Annotated in this window: 22 protein-coding genes and 1 tRNA gene; 1 reads left to right on the top strand and 22 read right to left on the bottom strand. The window is 70.9% G+C overall.

Annotated features, from left to right (window positions below; genetic code table 11):
- Positions 1-178: 178 nt before the first annotated feature.
- From DTL70_RS23405 to DTL70_RS23335, 15 genes are all read right to left on the bottom strand, one after another.
- The gene (locus tag DTL70_RS23405) at positions 179-604 is read right to left on the bottom strand and encodes a Cg1360 family ATP-synthase-associated protein (RefSeq protein ID WP_114023933.1); all 426 of its coding nucleotides are present in this window, start codon (positions 602-604) and stop codon (positions 179-181) included.
- Positions 605-887: 283 nt separating this feature from the next.
- Entirely contained in the window at positions 888-2,240 is a 1,353-nt protein-coding gene (locus DTL70_RS23400) for an MraY family glycosyltransferase (protein ID WP_114023932.1), read from the bottom strand.
- A 151-nt stretch (positions 2,241-2,391) separates the two neighbouring features.
- Positions 2,392-3,084 carry an arsenate reductase/protein-tyrosine-phosphatase family protein gene (locus DTL70_RS23395; RefSeq protein ID WP_181861050.1) on the bottom strand — a complete coding sequence of 231 codons (693 nt, stop codon included), beginning with the start codon at positions 3,082-3,084 and terminating at the stop codon, positions 2,392-2,394.
- A complete protein-coding gene (locus tag DTL70_RS23390) occupies positions 3,084-3,731 on the bottom strand; it encodes an L-threonylcarbamoyladenylate synthase (protein WP_114023931.1) in 648 nt (215 codons plus the stop codon). Before DTL70_RS23390 ends, DTL70_RS23395 begins: the two co-directional genes overlap by 1 nt.
- Positions 3,731-4,576: a peptide chain release factor N(5)-glutamine methyltransferase gene (prmC, locus tag DTL70_RS23385; RefSeq protein WP_114023930.1), complete on the bottom strand. Its 846-nt coding sequence runs from the start codon at positions 4,574-4,576 to the stop codon at positions 3,731-3,733. The genes DTL70_RS23390 and prmC overlap by 1 nt, the downstream gene beginning before the upstream one ends.
- A 75-nt stretch (positions 4,577-4,651) precedes the next feature.
- Positions 4,652-5,722: a peptide chain release factor 1 gene (prfA, locus tag DTL70_RS23380; protein WP_114024268.1), complete on the bottom strand. Its 1,071-nt coding sequence runs from the start codon at positions 5,720-5,722 to the stop codon at positions 4,652-4,654.
- A gap of 190 nt (positions 5,723-5,912) precedes the next feature.
- Positions 5,913-6,137: a 50S ribosomal protein L31 gene (gene rpmE / locus DTL70_RS23375; RefSeq protein WP_114024267.1), complete on the bottom strand. Its 225-nt coding sequence runs from the start codon at positions 6,135-6,137 to the stop codon at positions 5,913-5,915.
- Positions 6,138-6,294: 157 nt separating this feature from the next.
- The gene (locus DTL70_RS23370; protein ID WP_114023929.1) at positions 6,295-7,470 is read right to left on the bottom strand and encodes an LCP family protein; all 1,176 of its coding nucleotides are present in this window, start codon (positions 7,468-7,470) and stop codon (positions 6,295-6,297) included.
- 379 nt (positions 7,471-7,849) lie between these two features.
- Positions 7,850-9,940: a transcription termination factor Rho gene (gene rho, locus DTL70_RS23365; RefSeq protein WP_114023928.1), complete on the bottom strand. Its 2,091-nt coding sequence runs from the start codon at positions 9,938-9,940 to the stop codon at positions 7,850-7,852.
- Positions 9,941-10,343: 403 nt separating this feature from the next.
- A complete protein-coding gene (gene thrB / locus DTL70_RS23360; protein ID WP_114023927.1) occupies positions 10,344-11,384 on the bottom strand; it encodes a homoserine kinase in 1,041 nt (346 codons plus the stop codon).
- Between the two features lie 649 nt (positions 11,385-12,033).
- A complete protein-coding gene (thrC, locus tag DTL70_RS23355) occupies positions 12,034-13,140 on the bottom strand; it encodes a threonine synthase (protein WP_114024266.1) in 1,107 nt (368 codons plus the stop codon).
- Between the two features lie 176 nt (positions 13,141-13,316).
- Positions 13,317-14,615, bottom strand: coding sequence for a homoserine dehydrogenase (locus DTL70_RS23350; protein ID WP_114024265.1), 1,299 nt, complete (start codon positions 14,613-14,615; stop codon positions 13,317-13,319).
- Between the two features lie 142 nt (positions 14,616-14,757).
- The gene (gene lysA / locus DTL70_RS23345; RefSeq protein WP_114023926.1) at positions 14,758-16,149 is read right to left on the bottom strand and encodes a diaminopimelate decarboxylase; all 1,392 of its coding nucleotides are present in this window, start codon (positions 16,147-16,149) and stop codon (positions 14,758-14,760) included.
- 30 nt (positions 16,150-16,179) lie between these two features.
- On the bottom strand, positions 16,180-17,067 hold the full coding sequence (locus tag DTL70_RS23340; protein WP_114023925.1) for a DALR anticodon-binding domain-containing protein: 888 nt from the start codon (positions 17,065-17,067) through the stop codon (positions 16,180-16,182).
- Between the two features lie 176 nt (positions 17,068-17,243).
- On the bottom strand, positions 17,244-17,690 hold the full coding sequence (locus tag DTL70_RS23335) for a response regulator (protein ID WP_425470398.1): 447 nt from the start codon (positions 17,688-17,690) through the stop codon (positions 17,244-17,246).
- A 141-nt stretch (positions 17,691-17,831) separates the two neighbouring features.
- Between DTL70_RS23335 and DTL70_RS23330 the strand changes: the two genes are divergently transcribed.
- Positions 17,832-17,903: transfer RNA gene (locus DTL70_RS23330), tRNA-Arg, on the top strand.
- Between the two features lie 255 nt (positions 17,904-18,158).
- Here the strand turns inward: DTL70_RS23330 and DTL70_RS23325 are convergent.
- The 7 genes from DTL70_RS23325 to DTL70_RS23295 are packed head-to-tail and all read right to left on the bottom strand — an operon-like array spanning position 18,159 to position 23,432.
- The gene (locus DTL70_RS23325) at positions 18,159-19,550 is read right to left on the bottom strand and encodes a tyrosine-type recombinase/integrase (protein ID WP_114023923.1); all 1,392 of its coding nucleotides are present in this window, start codon (positions 19,548-19,550) and stop codon (positions 18,159-18,161) included.
- On the bottom strand, positions 19,547-19,744 hold the full coding sequence (locus DTL70_RS23320) for a helix-turn-helix transcriptional regulator (RefSeq protein ID WP_114024264.1): 198 nt from the start codon (positions 19,742-19,744) through the stop codon (positions 19,547-19,549). The genes DTL70_RS23325 and DTL70_RS23320 overlap by 4 nt, the downstream gene beginning before the upstream one ends.
- On the bottom strand, positions 19,734-21,092 hold the full coding sequence (locus DTL70_RS23315; protein ID WP_114023922.1) for a replication initiator: 1,359 nt from the start codon (positions 21,090-21,092) through the stop codon (positions 19,734-19,736). The genes DTL70_RS23320 and DTL70_RS23315 overlap by 11 nt, the downstream gene beginning before the upstream one ends.
- A complete protein-coding gene (locus DTL70_RS23310; protein ID WP_245979574.1) occupies positions 21,089-21,445 on the bottom strand; it encodes a hypothetical protein in 357 nt (118 codons plus the stop codon). The genes DTL70_RS23315 and DTL70_RS23310 overlap by 4 nt, the downstream gene beginning before the upstream one ends.
- Positions 21,446-21,462: 17 nt before the next feature.
- The gene (locus DTL70_RS23305) at positions 21,463-21,654 is read right to left on the bottom strand and encodes a hypothetical protein (RefSeq protein WP_114023920.1); all 192 of its coding nucleotides are present in this window, start codon (positions 21,652-21,654) and stop codon (positions 21,463-21,465) included.
- Positions 21,655-21,672: 18 nt separating this feature from the next.
- Positions 21,673-23,058, bottom strand: a complete 1,386-nt coding sequence (locus tag DTL70_RS23300; protein ID WP_114023919.1) for an FtsK/SpoIIIE domain-containing protein — start codon at positions 23,056-23,058, stop codon at positions 21,673-21,675.
- Positions 23,055-23,432 (bottom strand): SCO3933 family regulatory protein, encoded by a 378-nt coding sequence (locus DTL70_RS23295; protein ID WP_114023918.1) that lies wholly within the window; start codon positions 23,430-23,432, stop codon positions 23,055-23,057. Before DTL70_RS23295 ends, DTL70_RS23300 begins: the two co-directional genes overlap by 4 nt.
- Positions 23,433-23,584 lie beyond the last annotated feature (152 nt).

Here is a 23,584-nt window from a genome sequence, read left to right as displayed (position 1 = left end):
GCCACGGAACGGCACTGGTCTGGGTCGTACGAATCGGGGGCGGCGGCTGATCAGGGCGTCAGAGCGTCCGTTTCGTGGCGTTGGGGCCGGAACGGAGCGAAGCTCTGCCGCCGCCGTCTGCTGCGCCGCAGTTGGCAACGGACGATAGCAGTTGCTCGAACGAGCGCTTATCCCGCCCCTACGTGGCACTGGCCTTCTCGCTGCCACCTGAGGAGGGCTCGACATACAGGATCTTCGCCTTCATGTGCGCCCTGCCCTGTGCGGCCACCCACACGACGGTGGAGCCGAGCAGAGTGAACGCGAAGGTCTTGGTGTCGAAAAGAGTCGTATCCCGGAAGACCACCAGCACCACGAACAGCAGGAGAATCTGCGTCGTATAGAGCAGGAGGCCCATCGCCTGAAAGAGGTGCGGGAACGAGCGCGCCGTCCGCTGGAGGACGTAAAGGCCGAGTCCCATGAAGAGGATCACGACGAGTGCTCCGGCTGCGCCGCCGATGGCTCCCTTACCTCCTGCGAACACGCCGCTGATCGCTGCGGCCACGACACCGGCTACGGCGGTCGGGACGGCGCAGTGCAGCAGCATGCGTGCGTCGTTCGACTGCATGTGGTGTGCTCCGGGGGTAACTCGGGGAAATGTGAGTCGTCGGGTGACGAGAGTAGCCCGGCCCGGAGGGCGGACCGACCTCCCGCAGAAGCGCCTGCGCGAGCGCGGCACTTCGGTTGTCACCGGGTTTCGTGAACGGTATCACAAACTATTTGATGAGGTCTTTACCTACTTCGTGTGCCCCCGGTCACACAGAGGCATGAGTCTCGCGCACCAGGCTGACGCCGACTGCTATGTCTGGTATTGACGCATTCCGCGGCGGCGCGGCAGCCAACAGGGCAGGTCAGTCCCTGGTGTTGATCTTCTTCGGGCGGGTGAACTGCCGGCGCTCCCCCAGCGCCGTCGCACCCTCCAGACCCGCCAACGCGGGCGCCCGCTCCCCCTCCTCGGCGCCCTCGCCGGCCGGCTCGGGATCCTCCCCGGGGCCGGGCGGCGTCGGGTCCACCCCCGCCGCACCCTGCGCCTGGGACGAGCGCCGGTAGCGGGGCGGCAGCACCCGCTGGGACCAGGCCGGCACGCGCGGGGTGTAGCGCGGCAGCAGCAGCACGATCAGCCCCACGGCGCTGAGCAGCACGATGGCCAGCACGATCGCCAGGCTGGAGGAACGCACGGAGAAGGCCACGGCGCCGAAGGCGATCAACGCGGCCCAGAAGTACATGATCAGCACCGCGCGACTGTGCGAGTGCCCGATCTCCAGCAGCCGGTGATGCAGGTGGCCGCGGTCCGCCGCGAACGGGGAGCGCCCGTTCCAGGTGCGCCGCACGATCGCCATCACCAGGTCGGCGACGGGGATGGCGATGATGCTGAGCGGCAGCAGCAGTGGCATGTAGAGGGGCACCATCGTGTGCACCGCGTTCTTGACCGAACCGGTGTGCTCGACCATCAGGTCCGGGTCCACCTGGCCGGTGATCGAGACGGCGCCCGCGGCCAGCACCAGGCCGATCAGCATGGATCCCGAGTCGCCCATGAAGATCCGGGCGGGGTGCATGTTGTGCGGCAGGAAGCCCAGGCACATGCCCATGAGGACCGCCGCGAACAGCGTCGCCGGAGCCGCCGCCTCGATGCCGTAGCCGTACCAGATGCGGTAGGCGTACATGAAGAACGCGAGCGCGGCGATGCAGACCATGCCAGAGGCCAGCCCGTCCAGACCGTCCACGAAGTTGACCGCGTTGATGGTGATGACCACCAGCGCGACCGTCAACAGCGTGCCCTGGAGCGGTGTGAGCGCCACGTTGCCGACACCCGGGACCGGGATCCACAGGATCGTCAGGCCCTGGAGCACCATCACACCGGCGGCGATCATCTGCCCGCCGAGCTTCACCAGCGCGTCGACACCCCACTTGTCGTCCAGGACGCCGATCAGCCAGATCAGCCCGGCCCCCGACAACAGGGCCCTCGGCTCGTCGGACAGGGTGAACAGCTCACCGATGTTGGTGAGTTGCGAGGCCACCAGCAGGCCCGCGCACAAGCCGCCGAACATGGCGATGCCGCCGAGCCGCGGTGTGGGCTCCCGGTGCACGTCCCGCGCCCGCACGGGCGGCATCGCGCCCGCCGCGATGGCGAACTTGCGCACCGGGCCGGTCAGCAGATAGGTGACCGCGGCTGTGACGCACAGCGTCAGCAGATACTCACGCACGGACTCCCCAGAGGTCTCGCGGGTTGCTCGGGCCCACACCATAGGCCAACGTCAACGAGTCGAACTGCTCGGACCACAGCCTATGACACATGGTGACGGCCTCGAACCCTCCGCGGCCGCCGCCAGTGCTGCTGCGGCAGGTTCCAGGCCGTCACCGGTACAGCGGGCCGTGCCCGGCCGCGCCCGCCGCCGCCGGCACCCCCGTCAGCGCGGTGACCACCGGGTCCAGCGCCTGGCTGATCTCCTCGCCGACGCTGCGGAAGTACGGGATCGGCGCCCCGTACGGATCGTGGATCTCGTCCGCCTCCGGGCTGGGCGCCAGCAGCCAGCCGCGCAGCGCCGCGGCCGCCTGGACCAGCGCGTGCGCCCGCTCGACCACTTCCTCGCGGCTGCGCGCGGCGGGCAGCGTCGCGGGGTCTATGGCCCGCACCAGGCGGGTGAACTCCTTGAGCGTGAAGGTGCGCAGTCCCGCCGAGTGGCCCATGGAGACGACCTGGGCCCGGTGGTCGCGGGTGGCGGTCAGTACCAGGTCGGCGCGGACCACGTGTTCGTCCAGCAGCTCGCGTCCCGTGAAGCCCTCGGCGTCCGCCCCGTACTCCAGCAGGACCGCGAGCGCGTTCTCCTCCATGGGCGCGCCCTCGTGCCCCCAGGTGCCCGCGCTCTCGACCACGAGACCGCCGGTGCGGCTGGCACCGAGCCGTTCGGCTAGGGCATGCCGGGTGAGCCGCTCGGTGATCGGCGAGCGGCACACGTTGCCTGTGGAGACGTGGAGGATGCGGAACGCGCCGGCGGCGCCGTTTATGCCGCCGGACTCGGCCGCACCACGCCCGGGTGGGGCGGTCACTACCCGGCCACCTCCAGGTCGGGAACCACCTTGCGCAGCTCGTCGGCGTCGAGGGCACCGGCGCGCAGCAGCAGCGGCACGGGCCCTGAGACGTCGACGATGGAGGAGGGCACGTTGTCCTGGGTGGGCCCGCCGTCGAGGTAGACGGCGACCGACTCGCCGAGCATGTCCTGCGCCTCGTCACAGGTGGCGGGCGCCGCGTGCCCCGTCAGGTTCGCCGAGGAGACGGCCATGGGGCCGAACTCGGTCAGCAGCTCGATGGCGACCGGGTGCAGCGGCATGCGGACCGCGACGGTGCCGTGGGTCTCCCCCAGATCCCAGGTCAGCGACGGCTGGTGTTTGGCCACCAGGGTCAGCGCACCCGGCCAGTAGGCGTCCACCAGTTCCCACGCCTGCTCGGAGAAGTCCGTGACCAGGCCGTGCAGCGTGTTCGGGGAACCCACCAGCACAGGTGAGGGCATGCCGCGGCCGCGGCCCTTGGCCTCCAGCAGATCGCCGACGGCGTCGGCGCTGAAGGCGTCAGCACCGATCCCGTAGACGGTGTCCGTCGGCAGCACGACGAGTTCTCCGCGCTTGACGGCCGAGGCCGCCTCGCGCAGTCCAGTCGCGCGATCGGTCGCGTCGGAGCAGTCGTAACGCCGTGCCATCACGGCACCTCCCTGCGTGCTGTGGCAAAACGGGGCCGGTTGTTGAGGTCGGGGTGGTCCGCGGCGTCCGCCCAGCCGCGGTCCTCGGTGAAGATCCAGGGCACCTGGCCGCCCTGGGTGTCGGCGTGCTCGATGACCACCACGCCGCCGGGGCGCAGCAGCCGGTGTGCGGCGCGCTCCAGGCCGCGGATGACGTCCAGGCCGTCCTCACCCGAGAACAACGCCAGCTGGGGGTCGTGGTCGCGGGCCTCGGGCGCCACGTACTCCCACTCGGTGAGCGGAATGTAGGGCGGGTTGGAGATGACCAGGTCGACCTGGCCGTCCAGTTCGCGCAGCGCGGAGCGCGCGTCCCCGTGGTGGAGCGACACCCGGGACCCCTCGACGTTCCTGCGGGCCCACTCAAGGGCCGACTCGTCGAGTTCGACGGCGTGCACCCGCGAGCGGGGCACCTCCTGCGCGAGCGCCAGCGCGATCGCCCCCGATCCGGTGCACAGGTCCACGATCAGCGGCTCGGCGACGTCCATGGCGCGCACGGCGTCTATCGCCCAGCCGACCACGGACTCCGTCTCGGGGCGTGGCACGAAGACGCCGGCGCCCACGTGCAGCTCCAGGTAGCGGAAGAAGGCCCGCCCCGTGATGTGCTGGAGCGGTTCGCGGGCCTCCCTGCGGGCGACGGCCTCCCAGTAGCGCGCGTCGAAGTCGGCGTCGGCGACGCGGTGCAGCTCACCGCGTCCCACGCCGTGCACGAACGCCGCGAGTTCCTCGGCGTCGAAACGCGGCGAGTCCACGCCCGCGTCGGCCAGCCGCTGGGTGGCCTGCGCCACCTCGGCGAGCAGCACGTTCACTCCGTTCCCCTCCCCGGGGCCAGCGCTGTTGTCGGCGTCTTCGGCGTCCTCGGCGTCACGGCGTACCCCTGCGCGTCACTGTGCCGCGGCCAGTTTGGCCGCGGAGTCGGCGTCCACACAGGCCTGCACGACCGCGTCGAGCTCGCCGTCCAGCACCTGGTCGAGGTTGTAGGCCTTGAAGCCGACGCGGTGGTCGGAGATGCGGTTCTCCGGGAAGTTGTAGGTGCGCACCCGCTCGGAGCGGTCCACGGTACGGACCTGGCTGCGGCGGGCGTCGGAGGCTTCCTTCTCCGCCTCCTCCTGCGCCGCGGCCAGCAGCCTGGCGCGCAGGATGCGCAGGGCCTGCTCCTTGTTCTGGAGCTGGCTCTTCTCGTTCTGGCAGGAGACGACGATGCCGGTGGGCTCGTGCGTGATGCGGACGGCCGAGTCGGTGGTGTTGACCGACTGCCCGCCGGGCCCGGAGGAGCGGTAGACGTCGATCCGCAGGTCGTTCGGGCTGATCTCCACATCGACCTCCTCGGCCTCCGGCAGCACGAGAACGCCGGCGGCGGAGGTGTGGATGCGGCCCTGCGACTCGGTGGCCGGCACCCGCTGCACGCGGTGCACCCCGCCCTCGTACTTCAGCCGCGCCCAGACGCCCTGGCCCGGCTCCGAGGCGCCCTTGGTCTTCACGGCGACGCGCACGTCCTTGTAGCCGCCCAGGTCGGACTCGGTGGAGTCGATCAGCTCGGTCTTCCAGCCGTGCCGCTCGGCGTAGCGCAGATACATCCGCAGCAGGTCCCCGGCGAACAGCGCGGACTCGTCACCGCCCTCGCCGGCCTTGATCTCCAGGATGACGTCCTTGTCGTCGCTGGGGTCGCGCGGGACGAGCAGCAGCCGCAGCCGCTCGGTGAGCTCTTCGCGGCGGCGCTCCAGCTCCTTGACCTCGGCGGCGAACTCCGCGTCCTCGGCGGCCAGTTCCCGCGCCGTGCCGATGTCGTCCCCGGTCCGCTTCCACTCGCCGTAGGCGGTGACGATCGGGGTGAGCTCGGCGTAGCGCTTGTTGAGCCGGCGGGCGCCCGCCTGGTCGGCGTGGATCGCCGGGTCGGCGAGCCGCCGCTCCAGATCGGCGTGCTCGCCGACGAGTTCCTCGACCGCCTCGAACATCGTGGTCATCCCTTTACTGACGGATTACTGGCGGACCGCTCACGCAACGACGCTTACGGAAGACGTGCGGCACCCGGAAGGGCCGTGCGCCGCAGCCGGGCAGGCGGCGCACTCCGGGCGCCGAGCACCAAAAGAGCGCCGGGCCGGGCTGCCCGGCACGGGGCAGCCGCGGACCGGCGCTGCGGTGTCGCTACTTCTTGGCGGTGCCGGCGTTCTTGCCGAAGCGCGCCTCGAAACGGGCCACGCGGCCACCGGTGTCGAGAATCTTCTGCTTGCCGGTGTAGAAGGGGTGGCAGGCCGAGCAGATGTCGGCGCGGACGACGCCTTCCGGCATGGTGCTGCGCGTGGTGAACGAGTTACCGCAGGTGCAGCTCACCTGGGTCTCGCGGTACTCGGGGTGGATGTCGCGCTTCAAGGTCACTCCTAGGTTCGGGAGGGCACCGGGTCGGGAGACGGGTTGTTTCCCGTGAACCGGGGCCGACGGTCCAGTTTGCCACTGGTTGCCGCACCCCCCAAAACCGGGGGCCCGCGCCCGATATTCCCGGGGGCCGGGTCCGTCGCGAGGCGGCCCCTCAGCGCCCGGTCCGCTCCTCGGCCGCCGCCCTGGCGGCCTTCTTGCCGCCGACCACACCGCCTATGTCGGTCTGGTCGCCCGCCGAGCCCTTGGTCGCCGACTTCGGCACCGGGTTGTCGTGCCGGAGCGCCCGCCACACCTTGTCGGTCTTGGAGTCGATCTGGACCACCCGGTTGGGGTTGGCCGGGTCGTACTGGACCGGCAGCGTCGTCATCTGGATGTCGTCGGACTTGATGCCCTTGAGCATCTTGGCCATGCCGGTCAGATCGCCGACCGAGTCCAGCTCCGAGTCGGTGGTGATCGCCGAGGTCGCGGTGTCGGCCAGGTCGTAGAGCTTCTTCGGGCTGCTGAAGAGCCCGACGCTGTTGACCTGGTCGATGAGGGCCTTCACGAACGCCTGCTGGAGCTGGATGCGCCCCAGGTCGCTGCCGTCGCCGACGCCGTGCCGGGTACGCACCAGGCCGAGCGACTGCTCGCCGCTGAGCTGGTGGGTGCCGGCCTGGAGGTTGAGGTGGCTGTTCTTGTCGTGGATCGGCTTGGAGGTGGTCATCTCGACCCCGCCGAGGGTGTTGATGAGCTTCTTGAAGCCCGCGAAGTCCACCTCGAGGTAGTGGTCCATCCGTACGCCGGAGAGGGACTCGACCGTCTTGACCGCGCACGCGGGGCCGCCGACCTCGTAGGCGCTGTTGAACATGGCCCGCTGCGCCGGAACGTTCTTGTGGCCCTCCGAGGCGTCGCCCTTGCACGCCGGGCGCTGCACCAGCGTGTCCCGGGGTATCGAGACGACCGACGCCTTGTCGTGCTGCTCGTTGATGTGCAGCACCATCGCCGTGTCCGAGCGGGCCCCGCCCTGGTCCTGGCCGTACTTCGCGTTGTCACCCGCACGGGTGTCGGAGCCGAGGACGAGTATGTCCATCGAGCCGTTGGGCACGTCCTCGGGCCGGTCCGTCCCCAGGGCCGCGTTGATGTCGACGCCGGAGATGTTGCCGTCCAGCTTGAAATAGACGAAACCGAGACTGGTACCGCCGAGCACGACCGCGCCCGCCACGGTCCAGGCGGCGGCTCGCATGGCGCGCCGACGCCCGCTGCGCGGCCTGCGGCGACGACCCGAGGCACGTATGCCCCGGGAGCGGCCTCCTGCCGCCGTGTCGCCCTCGTAGCTGTCGCCCGCCATTGTCACTTCCCTCAGTCCTGCTCGTGGCGTGTGTCCTGTGTGGACGCTTTGTCCTGTCTGGACGCTGGGTCTCGCCGGAAGGGTTGCACAACGCGTCACCACGCGCGTCGGCCGCGCGCGGCGGGACAGCGGCGCGGCAACGGGCTCACACCTCGCCCTTGGTCCCGTTTTACCTGCGACGACGTGCCCGCGCCCGGCGAGCCGACACCGCCGCGCGGCGGAGCGGGCCTGTGGGCAAGCTCTCAGCGCCGGGCGACCCCGCTCCGAGCAGCCAGAACAGACGGCGAGGGCCGTTCCACCGTACGTGGTGGAACGGCCCTCGCCGTGATCCGTCCGGGCGACGTCCCCGCGCGGGCCCCGCGCGAGCGGCCTTGGACCTTCAGTCCTGGCCGTTGGGCGTCGGAGTCGTCTTCTGGATCTGGAGCAGGAACTCCGCGTTGGACTTCGTCTGCTTCATCTTGTCCAGCAGCAGCTCGATGGCCTGCTGCTGGTCCAGCGCGTGCAGCACGCGCCGCAGCTTCCAGACGATCTGGAGCTCCTCGTTCGCCATGAGGATCTCCTCCTTGCGGGTACCGGACTGGTCCACGTCCACCGCGGGGAAGATCCGCTTCTCGGCGAGCTTCCGGTCGAGCTTGAGCTCCATGTTGCCGGTGCCCTTGAACTCCTCGAAGATGACCTCCTCCATGCGGGAGCCGGTCTCCACCAGCGCCGCCGCGAGGATCGTCAGAGAGCCGCCGTCCTCGATGTTGCGCGCCGCGCCGAAGAACTTCTTCGGCGGGTACAGCGCCGTGGAGTCCACACCACCGGACAGGATGCGGCCCGAGGCCGGCGCCGCCAGGTTGTAGGCGCGGGCGAGGCGGGTGATGTTGTCCAGCAGGATCACCACGTCGTGGCCCAGCTCCACCAGCCGCTTGGCACGCTCGATGGCCAGCTCGGCGATGGTGGTGTGGTCCTCGGCCGGGCGGTCGAAGGTCGAGGAGATGACCTCGCCCTTGACCGACCGCTGCATGTCGGTGACCTCTTCGGGACGCTCGTCCACCAGGACGACCATCAGGTGGCACTCCGGGTTGTTCTGCGTGATCGAGTTCGCGATCGACTGCAGCACCGTCGTCTTGCCCGCCTTCGGCGGGGCCACGATCAGACCGCGCTGGCCCTTGCCGACCGGCGAGACCAGGTCGATGATCCGCGAGGTGAGCTGGTTCGGCTCCGTCTCCAGACGCAGCCGCTCCTGCGGGTAGAGCGGCGTCAGCTTGTTGAACTCCGAGCGGCCCTTGCCGTCCTCGGGCGACATCCCGTTGACCGAGTCGAGACGGACCAGCGCGTTGAACTTCTCGCGCCGCTCCCCCTCACGCGGCTGCCGCACCGCACCGGTGACGTGGTCGCCCTTGCGCAGGCCGTTCTTGCGGACCTGGGCGAGCGAGACGTACACGTCGTTCGGGCCCGGCAGGTAGCCGGAGGTGCGCACGAACGCGTAGTTGTCGAGGATGTCGAGGATGCCGGCGACCGGGATCAGGACGTCGTCCTCGGCGATCTGCGGCTCGAAGTCCTCACGGCCGCCGCGACGGCCCCTGCGGTCGCGGTAACGGCCCCGGCGCCCGCGGCGGCCACCGCCGCCGTCGTCGTCGAAGGCCTCGTCCCGGCGGCCGCCACCGCCGCCGCCACCCGACTGGTTCTGCTGGTTGCCGCCGTCGTTCTTGCCGCGGTTGCGGTCGCGGTCGCGGTCACGCTGGCGGTCCCGCTTGGAGGGGCGGTCCTGCTGCTGCTTGCCGTCGCCGGAGGGGCCGCCCTTGCCGCCTTCCTTGTCGGACCGCTCGGCCCTGGCGTCCTTCTCCGCCCTGGCGTCCTTGCCGTCCTGCCTGCCGCCGTCACCGCCGGACTTGGCGTCGCCGCGGCCCTCGGCGGCGTCCGCGGAGTCGGCCTTGGGGCGGCGCGCCCTGCCGCCCTCCTGGGCCGCCTTGGCGTCGCCCTCGGTCTGCCCGGGGATGTCGATCTGCTGCTGGCCGCCCTGCGGCTGCTGCGCGGCCTCGGCATCGCCCGTACGGGTCCGCGAGGTTGCGCGGCGCTTCGGCTTCTGCTCGGCGGCGGGCTCGCCGCCCTCGGGGGACTTGGCGTCCTTGGCCGCTTGGTCCCCGGCGGGCTTGGCGGACTTGCTGTCCTTGCTGTCGGCGGGCTTGGCGCTCTTGCCGTCCGGCTCGGAGGCGCCTTGCGAACTGCCGCCCGCCTGGCGCTCCTTGATGACCTCGATCAGCTGGCTCTTGCGCATCCGGGCGGTGCCCCTGATGCCGAGGCTGGAGGCGACCTGCTGGAGCTCGGCCAGCACCATGCCCTCGAGCCCCGTGCCGGAGCGCCGACGCCTGGGTGCGGCACCGGAGGCCGCAGGCGCGGCGGAAGCGTCCGTAGCGGCGGGCGCCGCGGCACCGTCGGCTGCGGTATCGGCGTTCACGCCCATCAGATCGGTGGTGTCGCTCACGAAGGGTCCTTCCCTGGAGCGGACGTCGGCCAGTCTGGCTCGGCGACCGGTTGTGCTGTCCGGCTGTGGTCCTGTGCTGGGGAACTTCGCCGGGGCGGTGGTCCCGCCTCGATGTACGGCGGGGAGATCAGTACGTGGGTTCGGCGTGAAGCCTCGACATGGATGTCCTTCACGTCGGCTCCGGAGCGTGTTCGCCCCTGCCCGACAGTGATCCGAGCAATACGGGGGGCTCCTGGAAGAAGAGGTGGCCCCTGCTGGGGCTGCCAGGGGAACACGCAAGCACCGCACTCCTCGAACCATCGCACCTTTCTGTGCGAGGTCCACGAGACTGCGAGTGCAGACTTGAGGTTAACACTACCGGATCCAACAAACATTCCCCCTCTCGAAGATCCGCAACCCGGTGTCACCGGGGCCCGTCGCCCGATCTACCCGGCGCTCGTCCCGCACCCGGGGTGAGGGAGCCGCCACCCACGGCGGCGCCGCTCCCGCTGCCGGACTCGGAGCCGGGGGAACCGCCTGCGGGGCCCGCCGAGAGCGGCAGCACGCTGGCCCCCGCAGCGTCGAGAGCCAGCCGATTGGCCGTCCAGCCCTCGCCCGCCAGCCGGGAGACCTTGTCGGCCTCGCCCTCGTCGGCGGCCAGCGCGAGCACCGTGGGGCCCGCGCCCGAGATGACGGCCGGGACGCCCTCGGCCCGCAGCCGGCCGACCAGGTCGGCGCTCTCGGTCATGGCCGGGGCGCGGTACTCCTGGTGCAGCCGGTCCTCGGTGGCGGCCAGCAGCAGCTCGGGGCGGCGCGTCATCGCCTCGACGAGCAGCGCGGCACGCCCCGCGTTGAAGGCCGCGTCCACGTGCGGAACGGTGCGCGGAAGCAGCCCCCGCGCGGTCTGCGTGAGCAGGGGTTTCGCGGGGACGAAGACCACCGGGACGAGCGACGCGGCGGGCTCCATCCTCACCGCACGCGCCGCACCGCCGTCGGTCCACGCCAGCGTGAAACCACCGAGCAGACAGGCGGCCACATTGTCGGGGTGGCCCTCGATCTCGGTGGCCAGCTCCAGCAGCGCGGTGTCGTCCAGACGGGCCTCACCGCCGGTGGTCACGGCGCGGGCCGCCATCACGCCCGCGCAGATCGCCGCGGAGGAGGAACCGAGGCCGCGGCCGTGCGGAATGCGGTTGGCACACACGATCTCCAAGCCGCGCGGCTGCCCGCCCAGCAGGTCGAAGGCGGTGCGCAGCGAACGGACGAGCAGGTGGTTCTCGTCGCGGGGAAGCGTCTCGGCGCCCTCTCCTGCGATATCGATGTGCACGCCGGCGTCGGCGACACGGACGACCACGTCGTCGTAAAGCCCCAGGGCGAGGCCCAGGGTGTCGAAGCCGGGGCCGAGATTGGCACTGGTGGCGGGGACGCGCACCCGGACGGCGGCGGCGCGGAACGCGGGACCGGCCATCTTCCGATGACACTCCTTGGTTCGGTTGTGCGGAGCTCCCCAGACCGTGGCTGCGCCGGATGACCGTGGCTGTGCCGGACAGGCCACCGCACCGCACAGGTCCCGCTGCGGGGACGTTACGGGGGTCGGGGTGAAACTCAGCCTATCGAAGGTGGGTTCACTGACGACATAGGGCGCACGGGAGGCGCACGATGCGTGTCGTGAGCCTCTCCGTGCTTCCGCACGGTTTGTCCGTGCGGAGCGTGTCGGAAGGGGTCGCGCCCCGTCCGGCGGAGTCCCGCTACGGGAGCCCGCCTCCGTGCGGGACGGGGCCGCGCCCTCCGGGACGGGGCCGCTTCCCCTCGGGACGGGGCCGCCTTCCCTCGGGACGGGGCCGTGCCCGCTCGGAGCGGGGCCCCGCCCCTTCGGCGCTGGGCCTGCGTCCCGGCGACGAGGGGACCGCGGACTCTGCGGCCGGGACGCGGCTGCGGCTGCGTCTGCGACTGCGACTGCGACTGCGACTGCGACCCGAGGGGATACGTTTCTTCCGTCTGCGGTGCCGGGGGCTCCCCGGCGGCCCGCCGCCCGCGTGTGGCCGGACGCCCGTGGGCGGTCCGCCCCGCACGCGGACCGGCCGGGGCCGGGACCCGCGGACGGGCCCCGGCGCGGCTCAGGCCAGGCCGAGCCGCTCGGCCGCCGCGTCGGCGTCGACGGGGACGACGATGGGCTGCGGCGCACCGGCCACCGCCCAGTCCGGATCCTTGAGGCCGTTGCCGGTGACGGTGCACACGATGCGCTGCCCCGGCTCGACCTTGCCCTCCTCACTCGCCTGGATCAGTCCGGCGACCGACGCGGCCGAGGCGGGCTCCACGAACACGCCCTCCTGGGCCGCCAACAGGCGGTAGGCGCGGAGGATCTGACGGTCGGTCACCATGTCGATGAAGCCGGCCGACTCGTCGCGGGCCTGCTCCGCCAGCGTCCAGGAGGCCGGATTGCCGATCCGGATGGCCGTGGCGATGGTGCTCGGCTCCGTGACGGCCTCGCCGCGCACGATCGGCGCCGCGCCGGACGCCTGGTAGCCCCACATGCGCGGCGCACGGGTGGCGGGCCCGGTTTCGTGGTACTCGCGGTAGCCCTTCCAGTAGGCCGTGATGTTGCCCGCGTTGCCGACCGGCAGGACGTGGATGTCGGGCGCGTCGCCGAGCATGTCGACGATCTCGAACGCCGCGGTCTTCTGCCCCTCGATCCGGACCGGGTTGACCGAATTGACCAGCGAGACCGGGTACTTGTCCGACAGCCCGCGGGCCAGCTCCAGGCAGTCATCGAAGTTGCCGTCGACCTGGAGGATCTTGGCTCCGTGCACCAGCGCCTGGCCCATCTTGCCCAGCGCGATCTTGCCCTGCGGCACCAGGACCGCGCAGACCATGCCGGCCCGTACCGCGTACGCGGCGGCCGACGCGGAGGTGTTGCCCGTGGAGGCGCAGATGACGGCCTGGGCGCCCTCCTCCTTGGCGCGGGTGATCGCCATCGTCATCCCGCGGTCCTTGAAGGACCCGGTGGGGTTGGCGCCCTCCACCTTCAGGTGCACGTCGCAGCCGGTCAGGTCGGACAGCACCCGGGCGGGCACCAGCGGCGTGCCGCCCTCGCGGAGCGTGACGGGGGTGGTGTCGGGAGCGACCGGGAGACGGTCCCGGTACTCCTCGATGATGCCGCGCCACTGCGGACGCCCCGCACCACGGGCGGCGGGCGCGGACGCCTCTTCGGGGATCTGAGACATCTCAGGCTCCATGACGGTCACTGTTCCTTGGCTCCCTTACTGACCCTTGTCCGGCGCTGCCCACCGCGCCGGGCTGTTCGCGCTGCACACGGCACCGGGCTGTGCGCACCGCGGACACCGCCGGTGCCGTGCGGGCGTCGCCCCCTCACGTGCAAGGACGGAGTGTCGCTGCATGCTCACTCACCCTCGACCCGCATGATGCTGGCCACCCCGCGCACCGTGTCGAGACCGCGCAGTGCCTCGACGGTGGCGCTGAGCGCCGCGTCCGGGGCCCGGTGGGTGACGACGACGAGCCAGGCCCCGTCGTGCGGTCCTTCCTTCCCCTTCTGGCGCACGGTGTCGATGGAGACGCCGTGCTCGGCGAAGACGGTTGCGACCTGCGCGAGGACGCCGGGTTTGTCGGCGACGTCCAGGCTGATGTGGTAACGGGTGACCACCTCGCCCATGGGGGAAACCGGCAGCTGCGCGTACGCCGACTCGCCGGGCCCCCTGCCGCCGCTGAGCTTGTTGCGGCAGGCGGCCACCAGGTCGCCGAGCACGGCCGAGGCGGTGGGCGAGCCGCCCGCGCCGGGGCCGTAGAACATCAGCTGCCCGGCCGCCTCCGACTCGACGAAGACCGCGTTGTACGCCTCGCGCACCGAGGCGAGCGGATGGCTGAGCGGGATCATCGCGGGGTGCACCCGCGCCGTCACCGAGCGGCCGTCCGCCGCGCGCTCGCAGATGGCCAGCAGCTTGACGGTGCAGCCCATGCGTTTCGCGGAGGCGATGTCGGCGGCCGTCACGTCGGCCAGGCCCTCGCGGTGCACGTCGTCCAGGCGCACCCGGGTGTGGAAGGCGATACCGGCGAGGATGGCCGCCTTGGCGGCCGCGTCGAAGCCCTCCACGTCGGCGGTGGGGTCGGCCTCCGCGTAACCGAGCGCGGTCGCCTCGTCCAGCGCCTCGCTGTAGCCCGCGCCGGTGGACTCCATGCGGTCGAGGATGAAGTTGGTGGTGCCGTTGACGATGCCCAGGACACGGCCCACCTCGTCACCGGCCAGCGACTCGCGCAGCGGCCGCACCAGCGGGATGGCGGCCGCCACGGCCGCCTCGTAGTAGAGGTCGACGCCGTGCTTCTCGGCGGACTCGTGGAGCGTCGCGCCGTCCTCGGCCAGCAGCGCCTTGTTCGCCGTCACGACGCTGGCGCCGTGCTCGAACGCCGAGGTGATCAGGGAGCGCGCCGGCTCGATGCCGCCGATGACCTCGACCGCGACGTCGACGTCCTCGCGGGCGGCCAGCGCCGCCGCGTCGGTGGTGACCAGGCCGGGGTCGATGCCCGCACGGACGCGGTCGGGGCGGCGGACGGCGACCCCCGCCAGTTCGAGGGGGGCGCCGATCCGCTGGGCGAGGTCGTCCGCGTGCGTCGTCATGATGCGTGCCACCTCTGAGCCGACGACCCCACAGCCCAGCAGCGCCACCTTCAGCGGACGCGTACGCATCATTCGACCTCTTTTTCCGTCTGTTTTCCGTCTGGTTTCCGTCTGACGTCCGTCTGTACCCGAGCACAGCTGTCGGTGCTCAAGTCTCACTTACCGGACCGGAGATTCCACGCCGAGTCCAGTATGTGGGACGTATATCTCGCTAGCCGACATCGAGCCGCAGGAGATCCTCCTCCGTCTCACGCCGCACGATCTCCCGCGCCCGCCCGTCCCGCACGGCGACCACCGGCGGACGCAGCGCGTGGTTGTAGTTGCTGGCCATCGACCGGCAGTACGCGCCCGTGGCCGGCACGGCCAGCAGGTCACCGGGCGCCAGGTCGGCCGGCAGGAACGCGTCCCGCACCACGATGTCACCGCTCTCGCAGTGCTTGCCGACCACCCGGCTGAGCATCGGCTCCGCCTCGGACGAACGGGAGACCAGCGCCACCGTGTACTCGGCGTCGTAGAGCGCCGTACGGATGTTGTCCGACATGCCGCCGTCCACACTCACGTACGTCCGCAGCCCCTCCAGCTCCTTGAGCGTGCCGACCTCGTACAGCGTGAACGCCGTCGGCCCCACGATCGCCCGCCCCGGCTCCACCGACAGCCGCGGCACCGCAAGCCCCGCCGCCTCGCACTCGCGGGTCACGATGTCCCCGAGCGCCTTGGCGATCTCGTGCGGCTCACGCGGATCGTCCTCGGGCGTGTACGCGATCCCCAGACCGCCGCCCAGGTCGATCTCCGGCAGCTCCACCCCGTGCTCGTCCCGCACCTCGGTCAGCAGCCCCACCACGCGGCGGGCCGACACCTCGAAGCCCGCCATGTCGAAGATCTGCGAGCCGATGTGCGAGTGGATACCCGTCAGCTCCAGGCTCTCCAGCCCCAGCACCCGGCGCACCGCCTCGGCCGCCTGGCCCCCCGCGAGCGCCAGACCGAACTTCTGGTCCTCGTGCGCGGTCGCGATGAACTCGTGCGTGTGCGCCTCCACACCCACCGTCACCCGGATCTGCACCGGCTGCCGCCGCCCCAGCGCCCTGGCCACGTGCGCGACGCGGGCGATCTCCTGGAAGGAGTCCAGCACGATCCGGCCCACCCCGACCTCGACGGCCCGAGCGATCTCCTCGGTCGACTTGTTGTTGCCGTGCAGCGCGATGCGCTCCGGCGGCATCCCGGCAGCCAGCGCGGTCGCCAGCTCGCCCCCCGAACACACGTCGAGGTTCAGCCCCTCCTCGTGCAGCCAGCGCACGACCGCGCGCGAGAGGAAGGCCTTGCCCGCGTAGAAGACGTCGGCGTCCTGCCCGAAGGCGTCCCGCCACGCACGGCAACGGGCCCGGAAGTCCGCCTCGTCCAGCACGTACGCCGGCGTGCCGAACTCCTCCGCGAGCGCGCGGACGTCCAGCCCGCCCACCGCGACGGCGCCCTCGCCGGTACGTGCGACGGTCTGCGCCCACACGCGCGGGTCCAGCGCGTTGAGGTCGGCGGGCGGCGCGGTGAAATGCCCCTCGGGGAGGACGTCGCCGTGGCGGGGTCCTGCGGGGTGTGCGGAACGGCTCATGATCTGGAGTCCCTGTGTCCCTTGTACGTCTCAGATGTGTGCGGGTGCGGTGACGCCGAGCTGGGACAGGCCGCCTGCCAGCACCGCTCCGGTGGCCTCGGCGAGGGCCAGCCGGCCGCGGTGCGCGGCCGCGGGTTTCTCCTCACCGCGCGGCAACGGCTCAGCCGTCTCCCGGAACACCGCGAAGGCGCCCGCCACCGCGTCGAGGTGGCGCGCCAGCCGGGCAGGCGCCGTGACCCGCGCCCGATCCGCCAGCAACGCCAGCAACCTGGCGCCTGCGGGCACCAGCGGTTCCGCGTCCTCGGCGACCGGCTCCACACCGAGCCGCCTCCCGTTCCGCAGCAGCGAGCAGCTGCGCGCGTGGGCGTACTGCACCCGGAAAAGCGAACTGCCACGCTCCGTACGGACAGCGAGCGCCGCGGGACTCTCCCCGGTGCACTCCGCCCACCGGGAGATGTCACGAGCGGGCGCGTCACTCGGCACGACCCCGGGCTCCGCCACGGGATCCGGCGCCCCGGCCGGCCGCCCCGCGGCCAGACCGCGCACGAGCGCGGCGCGGGCCTGCGGGGTCAGGGTGACGTTGACGAACCCGCCACCGACGACGCGGGCATCGGCGACGAGGTGCTCGGGGGCCGCCACCTCGAAAGACACCTCTTCGAATGCCCCGACCCGACTCGTCGCGTCGTGCCGATTTGTCGCGGGCCCGATCAGGCGCGCGCAGACCAGTTCCGCGATCTCGCGCGGAGAGCGTCCGGTGAGCGCGGCGGCCCGGAAGGCGACCCCGGTCGCGTAGTCCCCGCCTCCCCGGCGCGGCGGCGACTCGACGACGACGGGCACATCCCGCACGCTCCCGAGATCGTCGCAGAGCGCACGGCACAGCACGTGCCGGATGATGCGCGAGAGCTGGGCGGGTGTCACAGAGCAAGCGTATGGGAGGTGGGGTGGGTACGCGCGAGCCGGTTTCGCCCCCTGGGACGCCACCGGAGCCGCACACGGCACCACCGACCACACACAGCTGCCCACCGATCACCGCGCGCGGCCCACAGGGCGGGCTCCCCTCGGGAGCGGGCCGCCTCGGGGAGACCTATGACGGGCTACGGCTCAAGGACCTCGGTCACAGCCCCCCGACCGCCGCCCTCGCCCTCCACGGCGGGACCCGGCCTCCCGTGCATCAGCCGACGCACCATCCGCACCAGCTCGGCAGGCTCGAACGGCTTCGACAAAAAGACGTCCACGCCTCTCTCCCCACCGACCACACCCTCACCCTCCAACTCGGTGCACGCACTCACGAGCGCGAGCGGCAGGTGCCGCGTCCGCGGATCGGCCCGCAGCCGCTCCGCCGTCCGCACACCGTCCAGACGCGGCATCACCGCATCGAGCGTCACCACGTGGGGCTGGACACGGTGCACCACATCCAGGCACTCGGCACCGTCGGCGGCGGTCACCACCTCGAAGCCCTCGATCTCGAGGTTGACCCTGATCAACTGCCGGATGACGCTGCTGTCGTCGACAACCAGCACCCGGCCGGACATACCTGGCACACCCAGAAGCCTAGGCGCGCCCCTCCCCCCGCGTCCGGCTTTTGCCCATTTCCACCGCCCCTCCCGCACCCCGCCCTCACCGATTTCCACCCCACCACCGGTGACCTGGTACTGTTCTACCTGTCGCCGCCCAAACGGCACGCCCCCGTAGCTCAGGGGATAGAGCAACGGCCTCCGGAGCCGTGTGCGCAGGTTCGAATCCTGCCGGGGGTACTTTGAACGAAGTGCCGAAACGCCCTGTGACCAGGTTGGATGCTGGTTGCGGGGCGTTTGTCGTGTGGGCGATCAGGTGCGGCTGAACGCCGTCGGCAGCAGCCCGATGACAGTGATCACGTTGTAATGGCGTCATGATCTTGGGGCCCGTTCCCGCAGGTCAGCGCTGCTCTTTCAGCAGTCTTGCGTAGTGGTTCCGAGCACGACGAAAGCCCCGGATCGCTCCGGGGCTTCACTCAGTCACTCACTCGCCACTCACTCGTGCCCTGTCGCTTCCTCCTCTTCGAGGCCCTTCATGATCCTCGCGTTCATCTCGTCCTCTTGACCGTCGATGCACTTGGCGTAGATCTTCAGCAGGACCTCCACCGAGTGGCCGGCCCGCCTGGCGACTTCCGGCGCCGGTACCCCGGAGTTGAGCCACTGGGACACGCAGGCATGGCGCAGGTCGTACGGCTTGGCTGCCAGCACCGTGGAGACCTGTTCGGGCAGCAGGCCGAACTCTCGGGCCCGAGTCCACACCCGGTAGTAGGACGAGGAAGCAACCACGTTGCCCCGCTCGCTGCTGAAGATCCGACCGTCTTCAGCCGTACCGAACTCGTCCAGGTGCTCCCGCAGCATCCGCACCAGCGGAGGCGGAATCGGGACGATGCGCACCTCACCCGCACCCCGCTGCTTGAGACCACGCCGATCGTGCGCCTCCCCGCTGTCCGTCCAGGACTTCCCGGCCGATGGACGAGTCACCTCCACGGTGATCCGGCCCCATCCCTTGGCAGGCAGATGGCAGTCAGAACGGCGGAGGCCGAGCGCTTCCCCAGGTCGGGTGGCCGCGTAGTACATGCAGCCGAAGAAAGCCCGCAACCGTCGCCCGGATGCCCGCTTCCATCCGCCGACGTAGGTAGCGGCCGTGAGCAACTCCCGCGCCTGCCGCGGGTTGACCACCACGCGGCTGTCGACCTCCTGTACCGGCTGCTGCCCACGCTTCCGTCGCGCCTTGTCGAGCGGGTTGGCGCTCAGCAGCTCCAGCTCGACGCCGTACTCCAGCGCGTTGTACGTGACTGCCCTGCGGCGCCGGTACGTCTGGTTGGCAGCAGGCTTGCCATCCAGCTTCCGGCCCAGCGCATCCACCAACGTGTGAACCCGGTCGATGTCCGTCAGCTCCGCAACGGGCAGCGAAGCCCGCTCCAACCAGCGAACAGCCGCCGCGATCTCGTCCGGCCGCTCCTGCTCGCGCCGATGAGTCGGCAGCACGTACGAGCGCAGCGCCCGGCGGAGGACTCGGGGTTCGGGCCGACCGCGCATCGCTTTCGTCAGGGCCGGAACAGCGACCGCCAGAGCGTCCGTCATGCTGTCCCGCTGCTTTGCCGAAGCAGTCGGCCACCGGTGGTCGACGTACTTGATCGCCAACTCCAACAGGCTCAGTGCCGCCCTGCCGCCCCGCAGGGAGTCCGGCAGCCCAGTCACCGTGTCGAAGGGCTCACCCTTGTCGACCGCCCGAAGCAGCTTGGCCCGGAAACGGTCGGCGAGCGCCTTCGTCTTGTGCGACTCGCTGAACGCTTGTCCGTCCACAGTCCAGCGGACCAGGTAGGTCGGTTTCTTTGTCGTCCGGTTCGTGGTGAGCTTCCAGACGGAGACCTTGTACGACTTCATGTCGCCCCCTCCGCCCGGTCGTCCAGCCAGTCCTCCAGCGCGTCACGGCGGACCCGTAGTTCGCCGTTGGGCAACCGAATGCAGCGAGGAGCCGTGCGCAGTTCGCGCCAGCGGTAGAAGGTGCGCCGGGAAACGCCTCCCAACTCGTTCAGGACCTCGCGGACGGTGAGGAGTTCTGTGCGGTTACGCGCCATGTCCGTCACCGCCCCTCCGGACAGAGGCGGCGAGAAGGGCCGCCTCCGGGCTGTAGCCCCGCCCCGCGTAGCGCCACTGGCCGACGAGGACCGCGTCCCGGTCGTCCAAGCCGAGCGCGGACCGCTGTTCGCGCTCACGGTGCTCAGCACGGGCCGAGCGCAGCACGCCGAGGGTGGTGGAGTAGTGGCGGGACTTGGTCGAGAAGTGGCCCCGGTAGCCGAGCATGTGTGCCCAGCGCCGCAACCTCAGCTCTTCGAAGGAAGGCAGCCCGCCGAGCCACCAGCAGGTGCCAACCATGCGGAGCACGTGATTCCGCACGGGCAGCGTGGCCAGGTCCTTGCCGTGCCGGATACGCCCGTCGACGGCCCCGGCCGACTCGGCACCCTTGGTGGCGTACTTGGCGATGTAGCCCGCGACTGCCGACGAGGACAGCCCGTCCGCCGAGTCGGCCGCCGGAACCGCACGGATGTCCAACTGCCGGCCAAACCGCAGCACGCGCGAGCCGACCACGTCGGCCCCATACGCGACCACCCGCGCCCGGCCGACCGCTTCCCGTACGGCGTCCGACAGGAGACCCGACGTTGCCCAGCGAGGAGGTGACTCCCCCGGCCCGCCAGGCCCGTCGAGACGGACAACGGCATGGAAGTGCACGAGGCCCCGCCGCTGGTACTCCGCCACCTTCGCGTACGAGAGCCGTACCGCATCCGCCAGCGTCGAACGGGACAGCCCCGCACGCCGAGCCAGCACGCGCCGAAGCTCCAGCGTGAAGCGGTGCCACAGCTCACCGGATTGCGCTTGCCAGAGCACGGCGCCGGCATAGTCGTAGCAGCGTGGACACAGCGGCTCACCGAGTCGCGGATCGTCCGCCGCATGACGGGTATGGCACCCGACGGGATCGCCATGCGGGCAGCACTCCCCCGCCTTCCGCGGACGGCAGGCCAGCACTCGGCCGCCCCGCTCACGCCGCGAGTGGACGGGACCGAAGCTCGGAGCGGTGAGGGTGGCGAACACCCGAGGGTGCCCGCTCACCGTCTCCGCGACCGCCTTACCGCCGACCAGCCCGGCCCGGATGAGCTGGTACGTGTCCGCGCGGTAGAGCTGAGCGCAGGTCGGACAGACCGTCGCCCGGCGGTTGCCGCACGCGACCAGGAGCCGACCGCCGAGCGCTTCCGAGGTGTACGAGTGGAGCGCCGCCCCCGTTGCAGCGTCCACGTACGCGGCGGAGCCGACGAGGTGAATGGGGTTGGTGCAGCCGCCGAGGCGGAGGACGCTCCGCCGCCAGCCGTCGAAGTCCGACCGCCCTGCGCGCTCGATGAGCGCCGCGACTACTTCACTGGCCTCCGTCATCGGCCACCCCCGAACGCCTGCCGCATCACTGCGGCGATGGCTTCCGGTGGAGTCTTCGCGGAGAAGCGCAGACTCGGGTCCGTCAGCCAGAGCGAGGCTGCGTGCGCAGGGCAGACGCGCCGCTCAGCGCCCTCGCGGTCGGCCAGGACCACCTGTTCGGAACCTTGGCACTTCAGGTGAGCGTCGTCCTTCAGGTCGCACCAGGGGCGGCGCGACGGTTTGCGCGATCGATGCGCAGTGGACAAAGTGAGACTGCTCCTTTCACTGCTGACGTAGCGGATGGAGTGGGTTCCTGACGGGGTCGGGTTTGGCGACTTCGCGCCCCGTCGGGAGCCGTTTTTCATGGAGATCATTTGGGCGACTCCTCCCTTCAGCTCAGTTGGCTGAGGAGTCCGCCGAGGCCGTCCAGGACTCCCTGAACGACAGGCCCGGCCCCGGTCTCGCCCAGGAGAAAACCGAAGGTCGAACAGATCAGCACCTCGGCCCACCGGAAGTACCGGATGCGCAGCAGGAACCAGATCAGGAGGCCGAGCAGCACCACGGCGGATACGGAAAAGATCACGGGAATCCACCCCCTCTCTCACTCGTTCTCTTCGCCGTCGAGTCGTTCGAGCCGTGCCCTGGGAACGTCGTCCGCCGAGGTTCCGCCCCCTGCTGTGACCAGCTCCGGCACGTGGGGCGTGAGGTGCGCATACTCGGCGGCAACGCGCTCCGCTTCCGTCTCCGAGACCAGGTGGGACCGGGCACGGTCCCAGCCGTCGGCCGAGGCGAGCACCGCCGTACCGGCCTGTTCGGGTGTGATCGACTGCGCCGCGTGCAATGCATCGGGGTTGAGGTCACCGAGCGCCATTTCCGCCGTACCGGGGTCGGCCACCCGGTGGCAGACACGGCCGGCGAGCTGAGCGCGGAGGGCCGTGACGCCCGGCCCGAGATCCGAGCCGACCCGTTGCCCGGCGACGACGAGGAACACGCCGAGTGCCGCTCCGAGTTGCGCCAGTCGGATGAGAGCCGTACTCGCCGCCTGTGCTTCTTCCTTCTCGTTGCGGCTGGCGACCAGGAACAGCTCCGCCAGCTCGTCCACGATCACGACAATCGGCACGGGCCGTTCGTCCTCCGGCAGCCCCCAGACGTTCCGGACCCGCGCAGCGCGGCAGACCGTCATCCGGTCCAAGGTCAGGTCGACCAACGCGCCGAGGAGCTTGACCGCCTGCGCCCGGTTGGTCGCCAGCGCGGACAGCCGAGGGCCGTAGAGCGAGAGTTCCATGCCGCCCTTGCAGTCGATGCCGACCAGCGCGACCGGTTGTCGAGCGAGGCCCGCGACGAGGGCATTGATCAGCGTCGACTTGCCCGATCGGGTGGCGCCCACGATGAGCCAGTGCGGCACCGCTCGAAGGTCGATGACCCACTGAGCACTGGTCTCCAGCGCCCCGACGGCGACGCGCAGCAGTCGCCCCGCGCCCCGCTGCTTCGGCGTCTGTGGCGCCTTGAGCGGATCACTGGCCGAGGCCACCACCCGAACGAGACCGGGCTTCCACGTCGTCACGCGGACCGCGTGCACTTCCCAGTCATGCGCCATGGCAGGAGCTGCCTTGACGAAGTCCTCCGGCACCTGCCCCGGCAGCAGCCGGATGAGGAACCAGAAGCCGCCCCGAGTCGGCCGTATGAGTCCTCGGTGAGGCACCCGAGGTTGTGGCGGAGCGGAACCGTTGCCGACGAGCCCGGAGACGACCATCAGCGCCGCCTTACGGCTCACCGCCAGCCCGCAGCCGGCCATCAACGGCCGCCAGGTCCGCACGACCCGTATGCACACCACCGGAAACCCGAGGCACACCCACCAGGCCACCGGATAGCGCCGGCGCAGGGCCGGGCCTGCCAGAAGCAGACCCGACACCAGCGCTGCGGCCACGACGAGAACCCAGCTCGACGAGGCGGAGCCCGCAGAATTCGCGGAGGCCAGGGCGATCACTGTCCGGCCCCCTTCCCGGACGCCGTCGCCCACGAACCGGACGCGGACGAGGCCGCCGGAGCCGTGAGGGGCTTGATCTCGGTGGCGCGGAACGAGACGCCGTGCCGCCCCTCGTTCTCCCACGGCGTGGCCACCAGGTCCCGGACCTGGACGGGCACCCCGTTCTGCACGCCCGACGGCTCCCCCGGCACGTTCACCGTGACGACATCGGCCGACCTCCCGGACATCAGGCAGAGGCCCACCTGATACACGGTCTGGCCGGTGTCCCGGTCGACGCGAAGCTGTCCGGTCTCCCGGTTGGCGATGCGCGGCGTTGGGGCCACGGCGCAGATGATCCCCGTGAACTTCGCCGTATCAATCGGTAGAGCTACCACTGTCTGAACTCCTTGTCTGTCGCAGCCGAAGGCCCTTCCTCCAACTTGCTTGACAACCCGTACTACGGGTTGCGGAGAGTCCAGAGTGACCACCCGTAGTACGGGTTGTCAACCGTGTTGGGATGAGAGACGCTGTACGCGCTGACGACGAG

This window comes from Streptomyces diacarni, from assembly GCF_003323715.1.
Classification (GTDB): domain Bacteria; phylum Actinomycetota; class Actinomycetes; order Streptomycetales; family Streptomycetaceae; genus Streptomyces; species Streptomyces diacarni.
Note: the sequence above shows the minus strand (reverse complement) of the source record. Positions and strands in the feature narration are given on the sequence as shown.

Bases quoted from the DNA above. Each gene is read 5' to 3' on its own strand.
- DTL70_RS23350 (WP_114024265.1), bottom strand. From the start codon at position 14,615: ATGCGTACGCGTCCGCTGAAGGTGGCGCTGCTGGGCTGTGGGGTCGTC.
- DTL70_RS23320 (WP_114024264.1), bottom strand. From the start codon at position 19,744: ATGGCGCGTAACCGCACAGAACTCCTCACCGTCCGCGAGGTCCTGAAC.
- prfA (WP_114024268.1), bottom strand. From the start codon at position 5,722: ATGTTCGAGGCGGTCGAGGAACTCGTCGGCGAGCACGCCGATCTGGAG.
- thrC (WP_114024266.1), bottom strand. From the start codon at position 13,140: ATGTCTCAGATCCCCGAAGAGGCGTCCGCGCCCGCCGCCCGTGGTGCG.
- DTL70_RS23405 (WP_114023933.1), bottom strand. From the start codon at position 604: ATGCAGTCGAACGACGCACGCATGCTGCTGCACTGCGCCGTCCCGACC.
- DTL70_RS23390 (WP_114023931.1), bottom strand. From the start codon at position 3,731: ATGGCACGGCGTTACGACTGCTCCGACGCGACCGATCGCGCGACTGGA.
- thrB (WP_114023927.1), bottom strand. From the start codon at position 11,384: ATGGCCGGTCCCGCGTTCCGCGCCGCCGCCGTCCGGGTGCGCGTCCCC.
- DTL70_RS23370 (WP_114023929.1), bottom strand. From the start codon at position 7,470: ATGGCGGGCGACAGCTACGAGGGCGACACGGCGGCAGGAGGCCGCTCC.
- lysA (WP_114023926.1), bottom strand. From the start codon at position 16,149: ATGAGCCGTTCCGCACACCCCGCAGGACCCCGCCACGGCGACGTCCTC.
- DTL70_RS23310 (WP_245979574.1), bottom strand. From the start codon at position 21,445: ATGATCTCCATGAAAAACGGCTCCCGACGGGGCGCGAAGTCGCCAAAC.
- DTL70_RS23325 (WP_114023923.1), bottom strand. From the start codon at position 19,550: ATGAAGTCGTACAAGGTCTCCGTCTGGAAGCTCACCACGAACCGGACG.
- DTL70_RS23315 (WP_114023922.1), bottom strand. From the start codon at position 21,092: ATGACGGAGGCCAGTGAAGTAGTCGCGGCGCTCATCGAGCGCGCAGGG.